This is a genomic window from Rhizobium sp. Root1204, assembly GCF_001424965.1.
Classification (GTDB): Bacteria; Pseudomonadota; Alphaproteobacteria; order Rhizobiales; family Rhizobiaceae; genus Pararhizobium.
This window is the reverse complement of the sequence record NZ_LMCZ01000003.1, coordinates 170,112-192,381: the sequence shown is the minus strand read 5'-3', so window position 1 is coordinate 192,381 and position 22,270 is coordinate 170,112. Positions and strand designations below refer to the sequence as shown.

The 22,270-nt window shown below is 57.0% G+C and carries 22 protein-coding genes; 16 read left to right on the top strand and 6 right to left on the bottom strand.

Annotated features, from left to right (window positions below):
- Positions 1–93: 93 nt before the first annotated feature.
- Positions 94–1,011 carry an IclR family transcriptional regulator gene (locus ASC96_RS05425; RefSeq protein ID WP_060502033.1) on the top strand — a complete coding sequence of 306 codons (918 nt, stop codon included), beginning with the start codon at positions 94–96 and terminating at the stop codon, positions 1,009–1,011.
- Between the two features lie 142 nt (positions 1,012–1,153).
- On the opposite strand, the gene ASC96_RS05420 is transcribed toward ASC96_RS05425, so the two are convergent.
- From ASC96_RS05420 to ASC96_RS05405, 4 genes are all read right to left on the bottom strand, one after another.
- Positions 1,154–1,885 carry a LuxR C-terminal-related transcriptional regulator gene (locus tag ASC96_RS05420; protein WP_060502032.1) on the bottom strand — a complete coding sequence of 244 codons (732 nt, stop codon included), beginning with the start codon at positions 1,883–1,885 and terminating at the stop codon, positions 1,154–1,156.
- 94 nt (positions 1,886–1,979) lie between these two features.
- On the bottom strand, positions 1,980–3,365 hold the full coding sequence (locus tag ASC96_RS05415; RefSeq protein WP_060502031.1) for an amidase: 1,386 nt from the start codon (positions 3,363–3,365) through the stop codon (positions 1,980–1,982).
- Between the two features lie 87 nt (positions 3,366–3,452).
- Complete coding sequence (locus ASC96_RS05410; protein ID WP_060502030.1) at positions 3,453–4,163, bottom strand: isochorismatase family cysteine hydrolase; 711 nt, start codon at positions 4,161–4,163, stop codon at positions 3,453–3,455.
- Between the two features lie 83 nt (positions 4,164–4,246).
- Positions 4,247–5,494, bottom strand: a complete 1,248-nt coding sequence (locus ASC96_RS05405) for an MFS transporter (RefSeq protein ID WP_060502029.1) — start codon at positions 5,492–5,494, stop codon at positions 4,247–4,249.
- A gap of 356 nt (positions 5,495–5,850) precedes the next feature.
- Here ASC96_RS05405 and nthA point away from each other — a divergent pair, with 356 nt between their 5' ends.
- From nthA to ASC96_RS05345, 12 genes are all read left to right on the top strand, one after another.
- Complete coding sequence (gene nthA, locus ASC96_RS05400) at positions 5,851–6,468, top strand: nitrile hydratase subunit alpha (protein WP_060502028.1); 618 nt, start codon at positions 5,851–5,853, stop codon at positions 6,466–6,468.
- Positions 6,468–7,133 carry a nitrile hydratase subunit beta gene (nthB, locus tag ASC96_RS05395; protein ID WP_060502027.1) on the top strand — a complete coding sequence of 222 codons (666 nt, stop codon included), beginning with the start codon at positions 6,468–6,470 and terminating at the stop codon, positions 7,131–7,133. Before nthA ends, nthB begins: the two co-directional genes overlap by 1 nt.
- Complete coding sequence (locus ASC96_RS05390) at positions 7,130–7,648, top strand: nitrile hydratase accessory protein (protein WP_060502026.1); 519 nt, start codon at positions 7,130–7,132, stop codon at positions 7,646–7,648. Before nthB ends, ASC96_RS05390 begins: the two co-directional genes overlap by 4 nt.
- Positions 7,649–7,670: 22 nt before the next feature.
- Positions 7,671–7,880: a CbtB-domain containing protein gene (locus ASC96_RS05385; RefSeq protein ID WP_060502025.1), complete on the top strand. Its 210-nt coding sequence runs from the start codon at positions 7,671–7,673 to the stop codon at positions 7,878–7,880.
- 12 nt (positions 7,881–7,892) lie between these two features.
- On the top strand, positions 7,893–8,636 hold the full coding sequence (locus ASC96_RS05380; RefSeq protein WP_060502024.1) for a CbtA family protein: 744 nt from the start codon (positions 7,893–7,895) through the stop codon (positions 8,634–8,636).
- Between the two features lie 759 nt (positions 8,637–9,395).
- Positions 9,396–10,097 carry an isochorismatase family cysteine hydrolase gene (locus ASC96_RS05375; RefSeq protein WP_060502023.1) on the top strand — a complete coding sequence of 234 codons (702 nt, stop codon included), beginning with the start codon at positions 9,396–9,398 and terminating at the stop codon, positions 10,095–10,097.
- Between the two features lie 90 nt (positions 10,098–10,187).
- The gene (locus tag ASC96_RS05370; RefSeq protein ID WP_060502022.1) at positions 10,188–11,426 is read left to right on the top strand and encodes a transporter substrate-binding protein; all 1,239 of its coding nucleotides are present in this window, start codon (positions 10,188–10,190) and stop codon (positions 11,424–11,426) included.
- Between the two features lie 20 nt (positions 11,427–11,446).
- On the top strand, positions 11,447–12,313 hold the full coding sequence (locus tag ASC96_RS05365; protein WP_060502021.1) for a branched-chain amino acid ABC transporter permease: 867 nt from the start codon (positions 11,447–11,449) through the stop codon (positions 12,311–12,313).
- The gene (locus ASC96_RS05360) at positions 12,310–13,350 is read left to right on the top strand and encodes an urea ABC transporter (protein WP_060502020.1); all 1,041 of its coding nucleotides are present in this window, start codon (positions 12,310–12,312) and stop codon (positions 13,348–13,350) included. The genes ASC96_RS05365 and ASC96_RS05360 overlap by 4 nt, the downstream gene beginning before the upstream one ends.
- Entirely contained in the window at positions 13,347–14,072 is a 726-nt protein-coding gene (locus ASC96_RS05355; RefSeq protein WP_060502019.1) for an ATP-binding cassette domain-containing protein, read from the top strand. The genes ASC96_RS05360 and ASC96_RS05355 overlap by 4 nt, the downstream gene beginning before the upstream one ends.
- Positions 14,069–14,776 (top strand): ABC transporter ATP-binding protein, encoded by a 708-nt coding sequence (locus ASC96_RS05350; RefSeq protein ID WP_060502018.1) that lies wholly within the window; start codon positions 14,069–14,071, stop codon positions 14,774–14,776. The genes ASC96_RS05355 and ASC96_RS05350 overlap by 4 nt, the downstream gene beginning before the upstream one ends.
- A 488-nt stretch (positions 14,777–15,264) precedes the next feature.
- Positions 15,265–15,822 carry a CatB-related O-acetyltransferase gene (locus ASC96_RS05345; protein ID WP_244481896.1) on the top strand — a complete coding sequence of 186 codons (558 nt, stop codon included), beginning with the start codon at positions 15,265–15,267 and terminating at the stop codon, positions 15,820–15,822.
- A gap of 280 nt (positions 15,823–16,102) precedes the next feature.
- Here ASC96_RS05345 and ASC96_RS05340 read toward each other — a convergent pair whose 3' ends face one another.
- Together ASC96_RS05340 and ASC96_RS05335 are read right to left on the bottom strand one after the other, a co-directional pair.
- Positions 16,103–16,717, bottom strand: a complete 615-nt coding sequence (locus tag ASC96_RS05340) for an urea carboxylase-associated family protein (RefSeq protein ID WP_060502017.1) — start codon at positions 16,715–16,717, stop codon at positions 16,103–16,105.
- A 27-nt stretch (positions 16,718–16,744) separates the two neighbouring features.
- Complete coding sequence (locus ASC96_RS05335; RefSeq protein WP_060502016.1) at positions 16,745–18,229, bottom strand: cytosine permease; 1,485 nt, start codon at positions 18,227–18,229, stop codon at positions 16,745–16,747.
- 561 nt (positions 18,230–18,790) lie between these two features.
- Between ASC96_RS05335 and ASC96_RS05330 the strand changes: the two genes are divergently transcribed.
- Genes ASC96_RS05330 through ASC96_RS05320 form a run of 3 tightly spaced genes read left to right on the top strand, consistent with a single transcriptional unit; the run spans position 18,791 to position 22,262 of the window.
- On the top strand, positions 18,791–20,299 hold the full coding sequence (locus tag ASC96_RS05330) for a sugar ABC transporter ATP-binding protein (RefSeq protein ID WP_200956618.1): 1,509 nt from the start codon (positions 18,791–18,793) through the stop codon (positions 20,297–20,299).
- Positions 20,296–21,276, top strand: coding sequence for an ABC transporter permease (locus ASC96_RS05325; protein ID WP_082511959.1), 981 nt, complete (start codon positions 20,296–20,298; stop codon positions 21,274–21,276). Before ASC96_RS05330 ends, ASC96_RS05325 begins: the two co-directional genes overlap by 4 nt.
- Positions 21,273–22,262, top strand: coding sequence for an ABC transporter permease (locus ASC96_RS05320; protein ID WP_156397404.1), 990 nt, complete (start codon positions 21,273–21,275; stop codon positions 22,260–22,262). The genes ASC96_RS05325 and ASC96_RS05320 overlap by 4 nt, the downstream gene beginning before the upstream one ends.
- The last annotated feature ends 8 nt before the right edge of the window (positions 22,263–22,270 follow it).

Below are 22,270 nucleotides of genomic sequence, written 5' to 3'. Positions count from 1 at the left end.
AGGCATTGTGCATATTGAATAATTATTTTGAGTGGAGAGTTGCAAACCGCCAGGATGTGAGCCAAACGAACTATTCGAAACGGAGCAAAGAGCATGGTCAATGGTCGCGGTGTACAGTCGATCGACGTCGGCGGGCGGATACTCACAGCCCTCGTGCAGTCGGGAAAACCACTGATGCTGAAGGACCTTTCAGCCATGGCCGATATTGCTCCCGCTCAGGCTCACGCGTATCTAATCAGCTTCCGGCGCATGGACCTCGTCGAACAAGACAGTGACACTGGCCGATATCTGCTGGGACCTTTTGCTTTGCATCTCGGGCTTGGTCGCATGCGCGCATTCAGCCCCATGAAGCTCGCCAGCAAGGCAGCTGTACAGCTGGCTCACGAGACCCGACTTCGCGCGCTCGTTGGAGTATGGGGCTCGCACGGTCCAATATCGGTCCAGATCGAAGAGGGAGAGGAAGACCTTCATATCGACTCCCGCCCTGGTAAACATCACTCCTTGATCAAGACGGCAACGGGCAAAGTATTCGCAGCCTATCTTCCAAGATCAGTTGTCGAGCCTCAATTGCAGATCGAGTTGGAGCGATGGGACAAAGCGCAGTTCGTTGGCGAGGCTCCTACGATGCGGGAGGTCGTCCAGACGATGGAGGCTACGCGCGCGCGCGGGTTTGCATTCACGAAAGACGACCCATCGCCCGGCATCGCCTCGATAAGCGCTCCAGTATTCGACCAAAGCGGCCAGATCCAGTTCACGCTTGCGATTGTCGGCGCTACCCGGAACATAGATTTGTCGGTCGACGGCCAGCATGTCAGGGGTCTGTTGCGTTTTACGCGGAGTTTGTCTGAAGAACTCGGATTCCAATCGACTTACTCTTCCATGGACATTGGCACGGAGGGAGTTAAGTCGGGGACCAGGCGCACAGCAAAGAAAATGAAGACCGAGGAAGTAGCGTTGGCCGGCGGCCCCAAAAAGCGCGGCCGTAAGCGAACGGTTTCGAGCGAGATTTAAACGGTTGCTTCCACTGCTAATGCATCTTTCCAATGGCGACCTCCGAAGTTTCACCCTTGCCAGGCCGGCAGATGTAGCATCCCATTTATCACGAAATATATCGGCAGAAATGTCGATGCGCGTTGCGGGTCGGCACCATCGCTCAACTGACCATCCCATGCTGTTTCACGAAGGTCGCTGCAAGTTCCGCGCGGTTGGCGCACCCGAACTTGTCCATCGTTTTGTTTAGGTGGGTCCGCACGGTGCTGAAGCTCATGCCGAGGATACGCGCGATGTCACGGTCGGTGCAGCCGCGTGACATCAGTTCGACGACCTCACGCTCCCGAGGTGTCAGTGACACCCGTTGCGCGTTTTCACGAAGAAGTGAGGTCCGGAAGAGGGGCTCGATAATGTCGAGCAGCATCTTCTCTCGGTCTTCAAAATTTTCCTTGTCTTTTCGACGCCAAACCCTCAGGTCGCCCAAATCTCTATTTTGATCGTCAAAGGAATAGAGGTTGATACCCCATTCCAGACCGTCGATCTTGAGCATGTCATTGTAGAATTCGGACTTCAGGAGGTCCGACCGAGCAAGTACCTGGTCGACGATCGTTGCCCGCCCGTTTGCGCGCATTTTGAATGTCATAGGATCACGGGTCTGGAACCAATCCACATACAAACTGTGAATTTCCGGGGCTATGCCGAAGTTCAAGCCGTTGCAGAATTTCCGCTCTGCGTCGCGCCATATGAAGCTCGACCCGCCGTCCGCGCGCAAGAGCTTTACCACATCCGGCAAGATCGCAGAACGAACACTTTCCACGGAATTTGATATCTGCAAACGGCCGACGATGCTGGCAAAGAGCGTCATCTCGCTCGAGGTAATGTCACGGATGATCATTGGTCGCCTCCTTCGCTTGGTTGAACTCGCCGAAAGCTGCGCTCCCCCGCGAGTTCAACTTGCTTTGCAAGCGGCGTGCCAATTCGAGATTACATCATGCGCCCAATGGCGGGCGCCGCTCATGCCAGTCGGTCGCCCGCTGGAATGCAGATCCCGCACGAACAAGTAGTCCTTCGGACAGGGCCGGGCCTACCAGTTGCACGGTCAAGGGGAGGCCAGAGTCATCGAATCCGGCCGGAATGGTGATGGTAGGTGATCCCGTTATGTCGAAAGGTCCCGTGAAGCGGATGAACTCGGCATTGTCGCCGTCGGCAAGTTCGCTCCAACGGTCGAGCGAGGGAACACGCCAAATCGTCGTTGGAATCAGAAGCAGATTGACGTTGTCAAAGAGCATCGCGATCTCGTTCGCGAACGCGAGACGTGTCTGGTGAGCTGCGGTCAATTCCGCGGCTGAAACTCCAAGCCCCATCTCGATGAAGCCGCGCAGGACGTCACCGTATTCATTTTTTCGCTCAGGGAAGATTGTCGAGTGCGCTAGTGCGGTTTCCGGTCCGCATATCGCCATCCAACTTGAAGCCGAGGCGCGCCATCCTTTCACTTCGACCTCGACGAGGATCGCGCCAAGACTTTGCAGAACCTTGGCGGCTGCTTCCCATGCTGCTGCGTTGGCCGGATCAATACCGACGGTCGCGTAGTCGCGTGGAACGCCGATCCGCAGCCCCGCGACCGGGCGGCCGATGTCCGCCTGGTAATCGGGAACCTGGGCCGAGAGTGCGGTGGGATCATTGATGTCGGCGCCCGCCATCGCGGCAAGCACGAGCCCCGCATCCTGCGCGGAACGCGTGAACGGCCCGATGTGATCAAGCGATGCAGCCAGCTCGAAGACACCATACCGACTGACCCGGCCCCAAGTCGGCTTCAGACCCGTAACGCCGTTGGCCGCAGCGGGGAAGCGTATGGAGCCGCCCGTGTCGGACCCTAATGCAGCGAAGGCGAGACCGGCAGCGACCGAAACTCCGGATCCGGAGGAAGATGAGCCGGACCAGTGACCCGCGTTCCACGGGTTCAAAGGAGGCTCAACGTCTGGATGGTGGGTGGCGTATGCTCCCTCGGTTGTTTTGACCTTGCCAAGCGTGATAGCGCCCGCGGCTTCCAAACGCTTGACGACGGTTGCACTATATCCGGGCCGGAAGTCCCTGTGGATGCGACTGCCACCGGTCGTGACCGCGAAGTCGGTGAAGATGATATCCTTGTAGGCGATAGGAACCCCATGCAGAGGACCTTTCCAGTTGCCGCCCATGATCTCCGCTTCTGCTTTCTTTGCTTGTGCGATGGCGCGCTCGGCAGTCACGGTGACGTAGCTCTTCAATGCCGCGTCGCGCGCTTCAATCCGTTCGAGCATATGCGTCGTGACTTCCACGGGCGACAACGCCCGATTCCTCAATGCGTCGGACAACGCGGCAATAGACCAGTAGTGCATGAGTGTCTCCTTGAAAAATGGTCACGGAAAAGGCTTCGCGGACAGCCCGCGCGGTTCCAGGTCCAAAATGATTTCGATGCGAGGCGTTTAAGCGGCTGCGTCGCGCTTGGCGGACGAGCTTGCGATCAGCTCGATCACCTGTTCGGTGGAGATGACGTCCGCCCAGCAGGTATAGAGGGTGCCGAGGGTCGCATTGTGCTCTTCATCGGTCAACGCGGCGTTGCCGTCGGAGACGAAGATGACCTTGTAATTCAACTGGTTCGCGTCACGAGCAGATGACTCCGAGCAGAAGTTCGTCAGTGTGCCTGTTATTATAACGGTGTCGATACCGCGCTCCTGAAGCAGGTCGTGCAGATCGCAGGTACCATGCGTAAAGGCGCTGAAACGTGTCTTGTTGACCACTTGCTCGCCCGGTGCGGCATCTATCTCCGGCCAAAGTTCGTGGGTTTCGCTTCCCGGTGTCAGCAGACCTTTCAGATCCGTCGAAAACGAATCTCCGAGCAGATCGGAGTACCAACCATTCCACGGAAAGGCCTCGTTCGGATTGAATGTCTTCCTGATGAAAACATTTAGGCCGCCGCCCTGTCTCACCGCTTCGGAGATTGCGTTGACGTTGGGGACGATTTCGCGGGCGATTGGAACCTCGCATCGGCTGCCAGGCTGAAGGTACGCTGTTTGCATGTCGATCACGACATGCGCCACTTTCTTCATGTCGAGATGGGTGAAAGAACGATCCCGGTTGTTCCGGTTCGTTCTGCCTCTTTCAAGCATGACTGGGTCGATAGCGATTTTATGCATTGCATATGCTCCTGTGTGATTGGGCTAAATCAAGCAATTGGTCCCGGTCGGACTCCGGCGACCATTTGCACGGCCACGGTGGGCTATTTCATAGCGCGTGTGATGTAGGCTCGAACATCGGCACTTTTGATAGTCGCAATGATACCGAGGACTGCGAGGATCAGTACGATCGCCGAAAACACCGAAAATGACTGCCGCAGACCGATTTGATCCGCGAGAAAGCCCATTGCCAGAACCGGAAGGGCGTTCGCCAGATACCCGATGGCGTAGAACCGCGATATGATTGATCCCCGTCGGTTGGGCGAAGCTGAATGGCTGACCAGCCCTGCTGCGCCTACAAAAGCCGCACCGTAAACCAGACCGGAGATCGGAATGGTCACAAGCAATAGCGAGGCGGTTCCGGTTGCCGACGCAACCGCGACCGCCGTCTGTGTGAGACCAAGTCCCGCGAGGCCGACACGGATCGCAGTGCGGTGGCGCATCCGCCCAAACGCAAATTGGCCACATCCGGCAAACACCTGGAAGGCCACCGGAAAAAGGCCAGCGGTCGCAGCCGACTGCAGGTCGAACGCGGATATGGCGACAGCAGGCCCTACCGCCATCAGCGCCGAACCCACCATCCATGCGACGCAAATTGTTAAGGCCGACAATGCGAACTTTCCACATTTGTCAGCCACCGGATCAGTCGCTTCGGCCAACTTCGGGACCGTCGCTTTAGTCGTGTTTCGGGGGCGCGACCACGGTGATACCACCAGCCCGGCAATCACCAGCAACGACAGTGCAACGATGAAAAGAAACGGTGTAACCCGGGGAAATAGGTCGCCGGCGATCGCTATGGAGGATACCGTTGGCCCGATTGCGGCTCCGCCAGTGAAGGCAAGGGTAGCTATGACGGCAGCCCGGCCATGTGTTGGTGAAGGGTCTAACTCGCTCAGCGCGGCTGTTGCCGTTCCCGTGATCGCTCCGGTGCCTACGCCGGCGAGAAAACGACCGAGAAACAAGATTGGCAAACTGGAGGCGATCGCCATCAAGAACGCTCCAGCGGCGACGGTAGCCAAGGCGGGCAGTATCATCCATCTGCGGTCAGGCACCCGGTCACTCAAGACACCACCCAAAACCAGGGAGAATAGCGTGCCGAGCGAATACACAGCGAATAACGCATTGACCGCGCCTTGGCCGATTTTCCACTGAGCCGCGTACTGGGGATACAGAGGGCTAGGAGCGGTGCTGCCAAGCAGCGCAGCGAAGATTGCAAGAGCGCAAAACAGGCGCGCTGCAACATGCCTGTCGGTCCCCGCTGCCGGAGAGTTGCAGGACAGGTTCGGTCTCATGTGTTCGCTTTTCGGTTGAATTCATGGCTTTGGCAACTGCGAAGCTGCCAAACGACGAGAAATAGATATGCTATTGCCAAATCAATTTGTAAATAAAAAAAATTATGCAGATAGACGATAAATTTTTGTATGAAATATAGGCAACTTTGAATGATGAAATAATGTATATATTTCAATTTGATAAGTTGATGCAGATTATCAACTTGCACAGACAGAATTTGTCTCTGAGCGCCATAATGCTGTTTTTTAAGCTGCCCGCTGCGAATGTGCCTAAAATATGGACTTGCTGATTAAATCGGCAATCCGTAACTTCTCACCCAGCAACACCATCTTGAAAAGTAGCTGGAGATAATTCGATGTCAGAATCTTTCACCGAGCCGCCGTCAGAGCGAGCGCTTCGGATCAAGGCTATCGAAAGTGTTCTTCTAGAGAAGAAGATACTTGCGCCCGGAGCCGTCGACGAGATCGTCGACCTCTTCGAAAATCAACTCGGACCTCGCAACGGCGCAAAGATCGTCGCGAGAGCTTGGACTGACGCGGCCTACAAAGAACGGTTGTTGGCAAACGGGACGGAAGCCATCCTGGAGATGGGTTTTGCTGGCCTGCAGGGCGAATACATGGTGGTCCTCGAAAACACCCCGGCCATCCATCATGTCGTCGTTTGCACTTTATGTTCATGCTACCCCTGGCCAGTCCTAGGTTTGCCGCCCAACTGGTACAAGACCGCGCCATACCGCAGCCGCGTGGTCATTGAACCGCGGGCGGTACTCTCTGAATTTGGCTTGGATGTCCCTGACGATGTCGAAGTCCGTGTCTATGACTCCAACAACGAACTCAGATATCTGGTTTTGCCGCAGCGGCCGGTAGGGACTGAAGGCTGGAGCGAGGAAGCGTTGGCTGAAATTGTCACCAGGGACTCCATGATCGGCACAGCGGTTTGCAAAGTGCCAAATGCGGACGAGGGGGTGGTCTAATGAACAGCATTCACGACCTCGGCGGCATGCACGGCATGGGTCCCCTGCCATTCGAAGAGAACGAACCCAAGTTCCATGCGGAATGGGAGCGGACGGTTTTCGGCGTGAATATGCTTCTTCTTCTGTCAGGTGCATACACAGCAGACGAGCATCGTCACTCGATGGAAAAGATCCCCGCGCTGCATTGGCTTGAATCCCCTTACTACCTCCACTGGATCGATGGTTTCGAAACTATTCTCCAAGACAAAGGTATCGTTACCGCGGAAGAGATGGATTCGGGAAAGTCGTCGATGTCCGGTAGGGCTGGACCTCTCGCAAATTATATCGATCCAGACGCGATTCGTAACATCGCCCTGCATAACCATCCCGTCACCGGTGACATCGAAAAGGTTCCCTCCTTCAAGGAAGGCGACGTAGTTCGGGCCAAGAACATCAATCCTCGAACTCACACACGGTTGCCGAGATATACTCGCGGCAAGAAAGGCATCGTCGTAAAGCATGTAGGTGCGTGCTTGTACGCGGACGCACGAGCGCATGGCGGCAGCGAACAGTTTCAGCACACGTATAGCGTGAGGTTCGAAGGCAAAGAGCTATGGGGTCCTGATGCGGGTCCGCGCGATGCCGTCTACATCGATCTATATGACTCGTACCTGGAGGATGCATGATGGACAACCAGAGCATCCTCAGCGCGCTCGATTCTTGCAAATTGGGACTACGACTAAACACCGATGCAGGTATCCCGGGCTTCGGCGACCCTTGGCACGCACAGGCATTTGGAACTTCGCTGGCTCTTGCGAAGGCGGGCCTGTTCACTTGGGAAACCTGGGTGACGACATTCAGCGCCGAAATTCTCGCGAATCCACAGCACATCGATGAGACAAGCGAGGCCGCGTACTACAGGCAGTGGCTCGCCGCTCTCGAAACACTCGTCGGAAACCGGGGCGCGGTCTCGGATTCTGAAATCGGTGAAACTTCCGAGCACTGGCGGCGGTCCTACCTTAACACGCCCCATGGAAAACCGATTGTACTGTCCCGGGCGTGGCCCGCCACCGACAAGATGGACCACCATGATCATGATCACGATGATGATCACCATCACCATCACCATCACCACCATCATCATCATGGTGATGATGTGAGAAGCCCGGTACCAATCGCCGTCAGTTTGGCGAGAATGTAAATTGCCAAATTGGAGAACCACAATGTCCATAGCAACTCATCACGGTACCGCAGTTTCGGCACCGATCCCGGTCGGCCAACTTGTTCCATGGGCCCTTTTCGTAGGTCTCCTGGCGTTGATCGCGATCTATTTTGTCGGCACGGAGCAGGGAGCGACTTCGGTGATTTCGGGCTCCTACGTCCACGAGTTCACCCATGACGGTCGCCATCTGCTCGGCTTCCCCTGCCATTAAAGGAATCTCGATATGGTTGGCAGTCTCTTGCTCCGAGGCATGATCGTCGGGTTCGTGGCCGGGCTTCTGGTATTTGCCGTCGCTTTTGTGTTCGGTGAACCGCTGGTTGAAACCGCGGTTTCATTTGAGAAGCAGGTTGCGCACGCCACGGGCGAGCCGCACGAGCACCTCGTCGGTCGTGCTACGCAGTCGGGTCTGGGGCTTGCAACCGCGACCGTGGTGTTCGGTACGGCACTCGGCGGACTTTTTGCGTTGGTCTATGCTTTCGCCCAGGGCCGGGTTAGCTCGTTCGGACCGAGGGCTACGGCTGCGCTCATAGCGCTCGCTGCGTTCGTCGCGATCGCTCTTGTGCCGGACTTGAAATATCCGGCCAATCCGCCCGCGGTGGGCGCTGAAGATACTATCGGGGCCAGAACCGTGTTGTTTTTCGTGATGATTTTGATATCGGTCATTACACTTTGCGCATCGATATCCCTTTTGAAAGCGCTTCGCCCTCGCTTTGGGGTCTGGGACGCGTCAATTATCACCGCGGTCAGCTACATCTCGATAATCGGTCTAGCCCAGTATCTGCTGCCATCGGTCAATGAAGTGCCTGAGAACTTCCCCGCCGTGACGCTGTGGAGCTTCCGGGCAACTTCGCTAGGTATGCATGCTGTGCTTTGGGGCGTATTGGGCTTGGGCTTCGGCGCATGGATGGAAAGAGGCAATCGCGCAGCAAGCGTTGATTACGCGCGTCGTCCATCTCATTCTCGCTGACATCATCGTCTATGTTTTGCGGGGGTACCCGCCTGTCGCTGCTCCAACAGAGCGCCCCGTCTTGGTCTCCTGACCATGAAATGGGCTTCCCTCTGTCCGGCTTATGGTTTTGATCCTCTATTGTGATAGCCCGGCTCATGCTCGGACGTCTGCCCGTTCCTCAGCTAGACGAACCAGAGCGCCCTCGAAGGCGCTGCAGACGACGAGAGGGATTATGCTTAAACGGCGACGAGCGCTGATGCCGGACCTTGGGAGGGGATCCCTGCCCGAAAGTCAATCTTCCTCTGATGACCGGCAAGCCTGGCGCGTTCGTTGAAGCTGTGATCTTGGCAGTTACCGTGTGAACGTGGTTTTCCGTCTGGTTCAACGACTTGCCCTGCGCCATGGATCACAAATCGACGTCCTGCACAGGATATAGTCCGCTTCGTGCGAATGTTGGGGCACCTCCGGCGTTGCGGTCTCGTCGGACTTGTTGTCTGCGCGTCGCGCTGCCGCAGTTGGCCAACCGCATGCAGAACTCAGGCGTTTCCAGGCCAATCTCTGGCGCACGCGGCCGTGTTGATCACAAAAATCCGCAAAAGTGTCGATGCCGCGCAAAATAGAAGCCTGATAGAAATTTAATCAGTGCTTCAAACCGCCCAAAACTTAATCAGGCGAAAAGGCGCTTTGCTGGAGGTGCTTGACCTCCACTTCAGGCTCAGTTCGCCGACCTTCGGCGGTATCTCTTCGCGCCATGCCAGTTAGAGGAACTAAAGCAAAATGCATCAAATTCAGATACATCCCGCCCAGCTCGCTCGCGGTCGCAAAAATCGCGATGGCCGCGAGTATGTATACGCTGACCTCGAGATGGCGCGTGTGGCGCACATTATCGTCGATCTGCAAAACGGCTTCATGGCCGAGGGAAGCGTTTCGGAGGTTCCTATTGCCCGGGAGATCGTCGACAACGTCAATGCCATCTCTCAGGCAGTCCGCGCAGCGGGCGGCCTTAACGTGTTTCTCAGATACACCTATCTTGAGAACGAGGAGAAGCCTTGGGATAGCTGGTATAAAGCACTGCTTGGAAGTCCCTTTTCGACCGGCCTTTCCAGAGGTTTCACGCCGGGCAATCCTGAACACGAAATCTGGCCGGCGATCGATGTGGCTCCCGGTGAGCCAATCCTCGATAAGACCCGGTTCAGCGGCTTCATGCCGGGGACTTGCGAATTGGACACGGTCCTGCGCGCGCGCGGCATCGACACCGTAATCATCACGGGAACGGTAACCAACTGCTGCTCGGAGGCGACCGCCCGCGACGCTCACCAGATGGATTACAAGGTCATCTTCGTTTCGGATGGCAATGCCGCCATGACGGACGAAGAACACAACGCGACCCTCGGCAGCATCTACGTCGCCTACGGCGACGTAATGTCTACCGGTCAAATCCTGCAAATCATGCAGAAGAGGACGGCTGCAGCGGCGTAAGCCTCGGTCTCCATGCCGACCGCCGCTTGCCGGTCGGCCGCACGTCACGACATGCAGAAACGATTCTTTAACAATGTCTGAGGGGACAAAATGAAGAACAACGAAGTCGCTCGCCGTACATTCCTCAAATCCAGCGCGTTTCTCGCGAGCACCCTGGCAATGCCCTATATCGCTCGCCCGGCCTTCGCCGCCGACACCATCCGCATCGGGAACCTGATCGATCTTACCGGACCGATTGGCGCGGGCGGTCAGGTGGTGATGCCGGGCATGACGTTGGCCGTAAAGGAGATCAACGAAAGCGGTCTGCTCGGAAAGCAGGTCGAAATCGTCAACTACGATGCCCAGTCCAACATGCAGCTCTACACGCAGTATGCGCAGCAGTTGGCGCTGAAGGACAACGTCGACGCGGTTTTCGGTGGCCTGACCTCCGCCTCAAGAGAGGCGATCCGACCGATCTTCAGCCGTTTCAAGAAACTCTACTTCTACAACTGTCTGTATGAAGGCGGCGTGTGCGACCGCAACATCTTCTGCACCGGAACGACGCCGGCCCAAACAGTGGGCAAGCTCGTCCCCGAAGCCATGAAGAAGTGGGGCAAGAAGGTCTACATCATCGCCGCAGATTACAACTACGGCCAGATCACCGCGAAGTGGATGGCGAAGTTCGTCAAGGATAACGGCGGAACCGTTATGAACACGGACTTCTTCCCCCTAGACGTCACTAACTTTTCGTCCGCGATCGCCCGGATCCAGTCGGCTTCGCCCGATATCGTGTTCTCGGCGATGGTCGGGGCCAATCATCTCGGTTTCTATCGTCAGTGGGAATCAGCGGGTCTCAAGCAGCGCATCCCCATAGCTTCGACGACCTTCGGAGCCAACAGCGAGGTGCTTACGCTCGATACCAGCACAACGGAAGGCATCATGTCCTCCTTCGGCTACTATGACACGGTGAATACGCCCGGGAGCAAGGCTTTCGTAGAGGCCGTGAAGCCAACCGTACCCTCGGGAAGCCAGGCAACCGAACTCACTGCCTGCGCCTACGAAGCCGTCAATCTGTGGGCCCAGGCAGTCCAGGCTGCCGGAACGACCGATCGGATGAAGGTGATCGAAGCGCTCGAAGGCGGGCGTTCGTTCGGCGGGCCATCCGGGCATGTCGCGATTGATCCCAAGACCCATCACACAGTCCGTAGTGCTTTTATAGCCGAAGCGAAGGCTGGAAAATGGGCGATCGAGGCTAGCTATGCCGATCAGCCTCCGGCGGACACCGCGGCCGTCTGCGATCTGGCGGCAGCGCCAAATACCAACAAGCAGTTCGTCATCGAAGTCAACTAAGCGGATGGGATTGCGTCTTCATGGATGACATCGCGCTTCAAGCGTTCAATATTCTCGTCGGCATCTCCACCCTCGCTCTGATTACGATCGGATTGGGGGTGGTCTACGGGATGATGAAGATCATCAATCTGGCCCATGGTGAGTTCATGATGCTGGGTGCTTACACCGTGGTGGTAGCGACAAGCCAGGGCATCAACACATGGCTCGCGTTGTTCGTTCTTGCCCCGCTGGTTAGCGGGGCTGCCGGGGTCGTCGTCGAGCGGTTGCTTATCCGTTTCCTGTACGGGCGGATGATCGACACGATGCTGGCAACCTGGGGCCTGGGCCTTGTGATGACCGGCGTGATGACAACCATCTTCGGAAACCAGGTGAGGGGCGTCGCAACTCCCATCGGCAGCCTCTCCATCGGGCGTTTTGATGTGGGACTTTTTGGCCTCGTCATCTTTGGCGCTGCCTCGGCCTCTCTCGCGACGATCTTCATGGTGCTGAAGTTCACTCGCATTGGCCTGATCGTGCGTGCCACGATGCAGAATTCTGCCATGGCGTCAGCGCTGGGCGTGCCGCCAAAGGTGGTTTACATGGGAACGTTCGCGCTCGGAACGGCCTTAGCGGGTCTGGCGGGAGGCGTCCTGGCTCCCGTTTCCGGTGTTTCCCCATCCATGGGTGCGGCATACATAGCCAAGGCATTCATCACTGTGCTCGGCGGCGGGCCGGCTATCGTCAGCGGCACTGCTTTGGCGTCGGCCGTGTTTGGCCCGATCAATGAGATCGTATCATTCCATACGACCCCGATCATCGGTGAAGTCGCGCTGCTCTTATCCGCAATCGTTCTTGTGAGGATCCTTCCGCAAGGCATCACGGGACGTTTCTTGAGGCGAAGCCTATGAACGCGAAAAATTTGGAATTTCTTTCGGCGATCAGTATTGGCATCACACTTCTCGTCGTGATGCCAAATGTTACCGATCTTTTCGGCCTTATGCAGATCACCGGTTTTATGGCGATTGCGGTCTTCGCCTTGAGCCAGGGATTTGTCTGGGGCTTTGCCGGGATAATGTCGTTCGGGCAGGCTGCGTTCATGGGGCTGGGTGGCTACGCCTACGCCGTCGCGGCGATCAATTTCGGCGACTCCACGCCTGCGATCTTTTTCGCTGTCCTGATCCCGTCCGTGTTTGCGGGCTTGCTCGGTTACTTCATGTTTTACGGCAAGATAAGCGATGCCTACGTCGGGGTTATCACAATGACCGCAGGGATAATTCTCTTCAACGTGATCAACTCGACGTCGGGAGATGCCTACAGGATCGGGGCCGCGGCCCTTGGTGGTTTTAACGGAATCCCGTCCATCCCCACTTTGAATGCGATTGGCGATCCAACAACTGTACTCGATCCCGAGCAACTTTGGTACGTGACTATGGGTACCGTCATCGCCGTCTACGCTCTTTTGCGGGGCGTGCTCACGACGCGGTTCGGGCAGGTCGTCGTCGCGATACGGGAAAATGAAACACGGGTGAACCTCCTTGGTTACGATTCCAGGTTCTACAAACTTCTGGCGTTTGTACTATCGGCGGCTATCGCGGGTCTTGCAGGTTGCCTCTTCGCGAACTGGAGCGCCTTTATCAGTCCGACCATATTCGCGATGGCCATGTCGGCACAGGCAATCATCTTTGTCCTCGTGGGAGGTCTGGGAACCCTCATTGGTCCGATCGTGGGAGCACTTATTATACAATGGCTGGTCTCGGCCGCGGGGAGCCAAAGCACGTTTGACGCCAATCTTCTGCTCGGTGGGGTCCTTGTCATTTTCGTTCTGGCTATACCCAAGGGGATAATACCTCTGGCGCGCGATCTGGCGGTTCGATTCATGGAAAATAAACCCCCAGTTTCGGAGCCAATACAAACGCCGGCGTTCGACGCGGAGAAAGCGCGATGAGCGAGATCACACCACTGCTTGAATGCCGTTCGCTGACAATGCGTTTCGGAGGTGTTGTCGCCGTCAACCAAGTCGACTTCGTTCTGCGTGAAACTGAGCTGCGCTGCCTGATCGGTCCCAATGGCGCTGGCAAGAGCACGTTCTTTAAGCTGCTGACGGGCCAGCTCAAGCCATCAAATGGGACCCTCTTTCATCGGGGCCAGGATATCACTGGGAAGCCCTCCCATCGGATCGCTCGCCGCGGTGTTGGGATCAAAACCCAGATTCCGAACGTCTTTGATGGCCTGACAGTCAGGGAGAATATCGCCATCGGCGCAGGCCGGGAGAAAAGCGCATCATCCGCCCGCCGGATTGTGGAAAAGACAATCGAGGAACTGGCTTTGACCAAGATCGCGAATTCCGTTGTCGGGGTTCTATCTCATGGACAACGCCAATGGGTCGAGATCGCAACGGTCCTGGCGCAGGAACCGGACCTTGTACTCCTCGACGAACCCGCCGCGGGGATGACGGACGAAGAGGTCCACCGAACCGCGGAAATCATCCGGCAGATCAATTACCGCCAGGCGGTGATCGTCGTGGAACACGACATGCAGTTCATCCGCCAAATCGCCAAGACAGTGACCGTCTTCAACCAGGGCCGCGTTCTCGTCGAAGGTGATGTCGATACCGTTTTCGGAGACGAACGCGTTAGACAGGTCTATCTCGGGAGGCAAGCGGCATGAACATTCTCGAGGTTTGCCAGCTAACGACGAGTTACGGCCGCGTTCCCGCGCTCTTTGGAGCCGACTTCCATATCAATCAGGGCGAGTTCGTCGGCATCCTTGGTCACAACGGCATGGGTAAGACGACGCTGCTCAAAACCATCATCGGCTTCCTTCCAGTGCTCGGGGGCAAGATCAATTTCATGGGGCAAAGCCTCTCGGATCTCACGACGGAACAGCGCTCCAAGTTGGGCATTGGATATGTGCCCCAAGGCAGACAAATTTTCCCGACGCTGAGCGTTCTGGAAAACCTCAGGATGGGCTGCCTTTCTCGTCAAAACGAAGAGGCCGCAATCAAGGAAGCGCTGTTGACCTTTCCGAGGCTTGAAAGGCTCCTGGACCGGCCGGGCGGAGCACTGTCCGGTGGGGAACAGCAGCTTCTCGCGTTAGCACGATGCCTCTGCTGCGAACCGAAACTGATCCTGCTCGACGAACCGACGGAAGGCATTCAACCCTCGATCATCGACGAAATGATCGACACGCTCCAAGGTCTCCGCAAAGATCGAGGGATTACGATGCTCTTGGTAGAGCAGAACCTCAATTTCATCAGTTCGTTATCTGACCGAGTGCTCGTGCTTCAGAAGGGTCGGATTACTGCCGAGATGCCACAGGACATGCTCGGTCACCCAGAGGTAATTGACAGGCTCGTGGCCGCAGCCTTCTGATCCGGTGCTGAGGCTGGCCATGCGAGGCCGGTTTACGGCTCATCACGCGCGGCAGCCAGAACGTCACTGGGGTCGGTTCCGGCTGGGGGTGAAATCACCCTGCAAAGGCTATTCCTTGCTGTCCCAATGAAACCATCATGGATTTGATCGCCCTGATAAATATGGTGCGGTTATTGTCCCTAATGACTTTTGTTCGAATGGGACGAGAAAAGCGCACAGTACGTATTTTCTCTAACCGGTGATGTCTTCCTTGCGCGTCAATTGCGGACATGGCGAACAGGACTCGTTAGAGAAGTAAGGCATAAACATTATTCATGCGTCCGATAAGGGCTGCGCAATGGATTTCACCACTCACAGGCAATAGGCTGATCGCCATAACGTCGCGCGATCAGCTGTCTGTTGAAAGGTTCTCCATGCCTCTTCTCAACGTAAATGCGGTTCATCCCGTTACCTTGCCGGACGGAACCATATACTCGGATACTGTGTAGCTGAAAAACGTCATCGACCATCCTCGCATGGAGGTGGGAGACTTCAGCTACTATACGCATTCTGGACAGCCTGAAGACACCGCCCTAATTTTGGCACCATATCTTGGTCGTGGCGTTCGCGAACGGTTGGTGATCGGAAAGTTCGTGCAGATTGCTAGGGGGAGCTACTTCATAACCAGTTCGGCCAACCATCCGATGACAGGCTTCACGACATATCCATTTCGCGTCTTCAAGCCTGAGACTTTCGGCTACAAAGACCTACCCGTGAAGGATACGGTTGTGGGCCACGACGTGTGGATCGGTCAAAACGCAGCGATTATGCCTGGTGTCCAAATTGGTGCGGGCGCGATTGTCGCCGCTGCATCTGTCGTTGCTCGCGACGTTCCGCCTTACGCGGTTGTTGGAGGAAATCCGGCCGCGATCATCCGAATGCGCTATCCGAGCAAGATTGTCAGCGAACTTCTTGAGATCGCTTGGTGGGATTGGCCCATCGATAAAATCGAAGCCAATTTATCGGCACTTAGCTCCGGGGACATGGCTGCACTGAGGCTAGCCTAAATTACTGGCATCCTCGTCGGCTTCGGTCATCCAGCGTTGTTGCAGTGTCATTTCGCCTCCCAGCCGGAACCGACCCCTCACTCGGCATTTCAGTGGATGTCTTTGGCATTCTTGTGCGAGTGCCCCGATAGGCCGGACCTTTCGGCACGCCTTCGGAATTCTACTGGGTGAGGTGAGGAGGGTTCCGGCGACGACTTTGGTCTCTGAGGGTCGCAGCGACGTCCTCGCAGGCCGAAAAGCGGCCCCGAGTTGAGCGGGGCCGCTTGAATGGTCAAACCTGTTAAGAGGCTGGCAGAATTCTGACTTCCACCGGAGTTGGCCCGAAACCGTTGATTGGACCCGGATACGGGCAGCAGGAGAGCGCCCACAGGAGGGGCATCTCGGCCGTCATTTCGAGATAGTCGCCCGCCTTGGAAAGCGGCTCGAGCGGATGGAAGCTACCGTCCGGCTGCGTTAGGGGCGGTTGGAAGATGTTAAGTGCCGCCATACGGGGCGCGCCCAACTGCGGATATCCCAGTTTTGCGAAGCCTTGGCACATCGCCTCGGTGCATCCCGGCTGGTCGACGCCCGCCGCCTTGTTGATTTCGTGCGTGCAGGCACCGCCCGTGTAACCGTGGACGCCGACCTTGTCGTCCGTGATGCGGAGCATGGGGCGAACGTAGTCGGAATAGATCGCCTTGCCTTCAGAAAGTCGCCAGCTATCCTGCTCGAGGCAGGTCGTGACCATGTCGCTGACTTCATTCAGGTTGTCGGCATTGTAGCAGACGAAATCGCAGACCTGCTTGCCTTCAAGGTCGATGACCTGAATCCGCTGGCCGATCTCCAGCCGGCCGGCTGCATGGCCGCCTGGCTGGACAATTATACTTGAGATGATTTCCTCGTTTGCATTTGTCATTTGAAGTCCTTTCTTCGTGGAGGATTGTCAGAAGTCCATCACCGAGGTGCTGGCCTTGAGAGTGTTGAGAGGGGCATCCGCGACCTTGGCGCGATATGCGGCGCTGTTGAATCCCCGTGTCAGAATGAGATAGGCGATGCACGAGACAGGCAGCCCAACCGCGAAGGCAATGTCGGCGTTTCCGAGCATGTGTGCGACCGGTCCGACATAGATACCGGTGCTGAAGAACGGGATCATCGCGATGAATCCGATGGCATAGCTGACGATGCCGTCCCATGCCCATCGACCGTAGAACCCACCGTCTGGATGAAGGATGTCGGTGATCGAGTACACGCCCTTACGAACCACATAGAAGTCGACTAGATTGACCGCCGTCCAGGGGATGAGGAAGTAACCGAGTATCGCCAGGAAGCCTCCAAAGGCTCCAACGATATTATCGGGAAGTACAAGGCCCGCGGCGATAATGATGATACCCAGCCCAAGTAGCACGACCGTCCGGAGCGTCTTCGTGGTCTCGAAGTGGCGGAATGCCTCCGCGCCGCTCAGGAGGCAGACGCAGCAGCTGTAGATGCCCGTAGACGCCGCCAGGATTGTCGCAGGAATGGCGATGATCATAGTGATGGTTCCGAGACCGAAGCCGAACTGATTGCCGATCCGACGGACGCTTTCGATTTCATCGACGCCGGGGTAGGCCGTGATGATGATCGCTCCCAAAAAAGAAAGCCAAAGAGCGGAAATCATGGTTCCGCCAAAAACGGCCTGGGTGATTTTCAATCCACTGATGTTTGTCGGAAGGTATCGTGTGTAGTCAGAAACCAACGGGGCGATCCCCAATTGAAGCATCGCCGATGCCCCCAATTGGGCGAGAAAGCCCGCCGTAGTGAACGCCCAGCCATCCGCCGTTATCGCTCCCCACGGGACAATGTAAGCGACCGCGGCACTCAAGATCAGGAAGTTCACACAGACGACGTAGGCGACGATCTTCTCAGATTTGATCAGCAGCCTGTAACCGTAAACGGCTGCCAATACCGCCAACACGCCGACCACGATCAGGGAAGCGCTCGAGCCCAAGGGAACAAGCTGGTTCAGAGCTCCGGCGCCGGACAGGATGCCGAAGAGAGGGAAGCCACACAGAACAAGCATGGCGGCGAGCAGCGGGATCAAGGCACCGCGCGAGCCGAATTGCACACGCGATTGGATCATCTGGGGAATACCCATGATCGGGCCCTGCGCTGCATGAAGCGCCTGGAAAATAGTGCCGCCGATCGACCCAACAATGATCGCCAGGATGGTCCAATAGAGACCGAGATTGAACTGATGTCCGACCGCGCCGGAGAAGAGAGTAAGGAGGGAAGCGTTGGCCATGAACCAGAATTTCTGCTGGTCCTGCACCGTGCCATGTCGCTCATTAAGAGGTACGAATTCGAATGAGCGGCTTTCGACCTCAAGGGTTTTGGTTGATCCGGCAAGTGGCACGTCGGCTCCCGCCAACGCAGTTGGTTTCGTTGTCATTGATGTCGTTCCCCATATCAAATGTTGAGGGTCCACCGGATGAAGTAATCCGGCGGCCATGGTCCGGTGGTCCGGACTCATTTCTTTTCGCGTAGGCAGCCTAGTGGCTCGGGAGAGGTGCGCAAATGACCGGGAGGGTCAGTTCGTCTGGACCGGAGCGTCAACGAGGAGAGGGGGGGTGATCAATCGCCAAGGTGTGCGAGGCCTCTCGAGTTGTCCTCCGCCCGATTCTTGTAATTTCGAGATGGACGCATCTGGTGATCTCCAATGTGTTTCCAATCTCGACCCATTGGCGGCTAGCTGAACGTGTCGATTGCCGAAACTCCAAATTCGGCGTCCGTGTTTTGCGAAGCGCCTAGCACTCGTCCCTTGAAGCGGACGCTTCGATACAGACCTTGGATGCCAACCGAGGGCCAGATTGGCAGTGGCAGGCGAACGATTGGCAGAATCAGACAATTACCTCTTCCATCCGCGCCATACAACGATCTCACCAAGACAGCACCTTCGCACAACGGGGCAACCTCTCGCAGCGCGAATGGAATGATGCGGGAACGTTGCAAAATGATCAATGAACCGATGCTCATCGCATCCGGAATCACCAAACGGTATGGCGGGGTAGCGGCGCTCACCGATGCCGGATTCCAGCTGAACAAGGGCGAAATCCTCGGACTGTGCGGCGAAAACGGCGCTGGGAAAAGCACGCTGATCAAAATTCTCGGCGGCATTGTAACCCCCGACAGCGGCAGTTTGTCTATCGACGGGGCCGCCGTTCACTTTGGCCATAGGCCCGACCCATCTCTTCTCTCGATCGTTCATCAGGAGCTTTCGATCATCCCGCACCTGTCGGTTCTCGACAACATAATGATGGGTCGTAGGGGCGCTGGAGGTTTCTACTTCAGGCGCTCGTTTGAGACGGAGACACGTGATCTCCTCCAACAGGTAGGCTTGCAGCATGTTCAGCCCACCATGCTCGCCGGGAAGCTGACACTCGCCGAGCAGCAATTGATCGAGATCGCCCGCGGTCTGGCAAGCAATTCTCGCGTCCTTCTTCTGGATGAGCCGACCGCGACGCTGTCCGATGCGGAAATCAACAAGGTGTTCGCTGTCCTGCGTCAGCTGCGCGAGCGCGGTGCGTCGATCGTCATTGTCAGTCACCGGCTCGCGGAGGTTTTTTCGCTAACCGACCGCATCACAGTCTTCAGGAATGGCAGACACATATTTACGCAGCCGACCTCTAGTCTAACCCCACATGAGTTGGTGAGAGCTATGATCGGCAGGGATGTCGAGCACGCCAAAAGAGCGACAGATGGCGGCGTCGATCGAAAGGCATCTCCCAGGATTTCCGCTGACGAACTGACCGTGAAGAACAGTTTTGGGCCCGTCGACATCAAAATTTGGCCAGGCGAAGTCGTCGCGATCGTTGGTCAGCTCGGTTCTGGCGCAGATGCCATCCTGGAGACGTTCGCGGGTTTGCGCAAACCGGCCGCAGGCAAATTACGAGCGGATGGCCGCGAAATCGTGTTCGGCGGCATTTCCGATGCTTACCGCAATGGCATCGCATACGTCGCCGAGGATCGGGCGGGGCGGGGGGTCTTCCTGACCGCAAGCATCGAGGTAAATATTACCTCCCAGATACTCGACAGGATCAGCCCGCGCGGCCTCGTTTCGGCGCAGCTCAGCCGCCATCGTACACTGGACCTCGCACGAGCTTTTGCGATCGATCCCAACCGCGTCTCCCACTTGGTCTCGACCCTTAGCGGCGGTAACCAGCAAAAGGTCTCGCTGGCGAAGGCCGCCGCATGCGATCCCACTCTGTTGCTCCTGAATGAGCCTACCCGCGGTGTTGACGTTGGGGCTCGTTCAGAGATCTACGCGCGGCTGAGACAGATGGCCGACGCGGGCCTTGCCATCGCTTTCTACTCAACGGACCTCGAAGAGGTGATGGAAATCGCGGACCGGATCGTGACTGTTTACCGGGGCAAGGTTGTCCGCACCGTCGAACGCGACTTTACCAACCCTGACGAGATTCTCCGGGACATTCTCCACGGACACCTAGAGGCGGTTCAATGACAGCTTACACAATGCCTCAGCCTGGCAAGGCTATCACTGTGAGTGCCTTTTCTCCTGCCCGCATGCACGCAACTTCGATCCTACTCGTGCTGATCGTCATGATCGTGGTGGCGTCGATCTTCATCCCCGACTTTGCGTCAGCGAACAACATAAGCGCGATCCTGTACACCGCCGCGCCTGTAGGCGTCGCGGCGGTTGGTCTCGCGCTTATCACTCTTTCGGGCAACCTCTTCGTACTATCGCTATCTTCGACAGCCGCTCTGGCAGCCATCATCTTCGCCAGCATGCTCGGTGCTGGTTATCCATTGGCAATCGCCGGCGCGCTTCTCACGGGCGCGGTGGTGGGATCGATGCAGGGCGCTGTCGTTGTTGGATTCAAGACTAATCCGATCATCACATCGATCGCCGCAACATCGTTGATCAGTGCGGCGGGCCAGTACCTTTCCGGAGGGAGGACGGTATTGGCGAGCGGCGATGTAGGTTGGCTTGGCAATGGTCAGCTCTTTCCGGGGCTGCCTGTCCAGGCTCTCATCTTCATCGCCATCGTTGCCATCGTGGAATTCTTCATCGAACGCTCACGCATGGGCCGCGAGCTTCGGCTCACTGGGATGAATCGCGCGGCAGCCAAGTTGGCCGGTCTTCGGTCGTCGCCGGCTGCCATAATTTCCTATCTCGTGGCGGGCTCGGCCGCAGCTGCCGCTGGTGTCATGATCGCCGCGCAGACCGGGGCCGGAAACATGCGTGTAGGTCAGGACATCGATTTCAGCGCGATTGCCGCTGTGCTTATCGGGGGCATCGGCATCAAAGGCGGGAAGGGCCGGATCATCGATGCTGCGGTCGGCGCAGTCTTTGTAGCCGTGCTGAGCAACATCCTTCTGGTCTACGGCTTCTCATACGAAGTGCAGCTTATGGTCAAAGGGCTCGCGGTGATCTTCTCGGTCATCCTCGGCGCGGCGTTCGCCAAAGAGAAGAATTGAGCGGAGAGCGGAAAATGCATAACGACAAAATTTCGGCTGGCCTTCTCTTCCGGTTGGGACTGCTGATCGCGGTAATCGCTGTCCCTACATTGATAAGCCCTGATTTCCTTTCGCTCGGCAACATCGCAGCGATCGGCCAGAGCTTCGCCGTCATCGCGCCGGTTGCGCTTGCGATCGGCCTTACGATGATCGCCGGCGAACTCGACCTGAGTGTGGGAGCGATGGTCGCAATATCTGGGTTGGTTCTTGTTCACGCCGGTGCCGATAGCACGCTGCTGGGTATTGCGGCTGCACTCGTATTCGGTGCTGTGATTGGTATCATCAACGCTTATCTGACCCTTCGGCTGAAGGTATCATCGCTTGTCACCACGCTCGGTGTGATGATCGTGCTCCAAGGCGCGGCTGTATGGCTTGAGGGCGGCCAGACTGCGTCTTTCGACAACTTCGACCTTACCGATATCTTGGGGATGACACTCCTTCTCGTCCTCTCGCCCTGGAGCCTTGTGGCCTTGGCGCTCGGATGCGCGACCTGGTTCATACTTGGCTACTCGAGGCTTGGTCGCGATATCTATGCGGCCGGCAGCGACCGCAAGGCGGCCTTAATGAGCGGGGCGAACGTGAAGCCTGCGCTCTATGCGGTATTCATTGCCTCCGGCGTTTTCGCTGCACTCGACGGCGTGCTGATGGCTATCAGCCTGGGCAGGGCTTCCTCGCAATTCGGTGGGCCGCTCCTGATCCAGTCGGTGACGTCCGCGATCCTCGGGGGGGTCGCACTCTCCGGCGGCGTCGGCAAAGTGACCGGCATTTTCTTGGGCGCATTGATCCTTTCCGTTCTCAGTAACGGTCTCAGCTTCGTGGGCGCGAGCAGTTCGACAGTCCTCCTTATCAACGGAGGGGTCCTGTTGGCTGTCGTGCTCATCGAAAACGACGTCACCGAACAGTTTTTCAAGCTGTTCGGTGAACGCTCCAAACCCAAAAACCAATGAGGGAACTT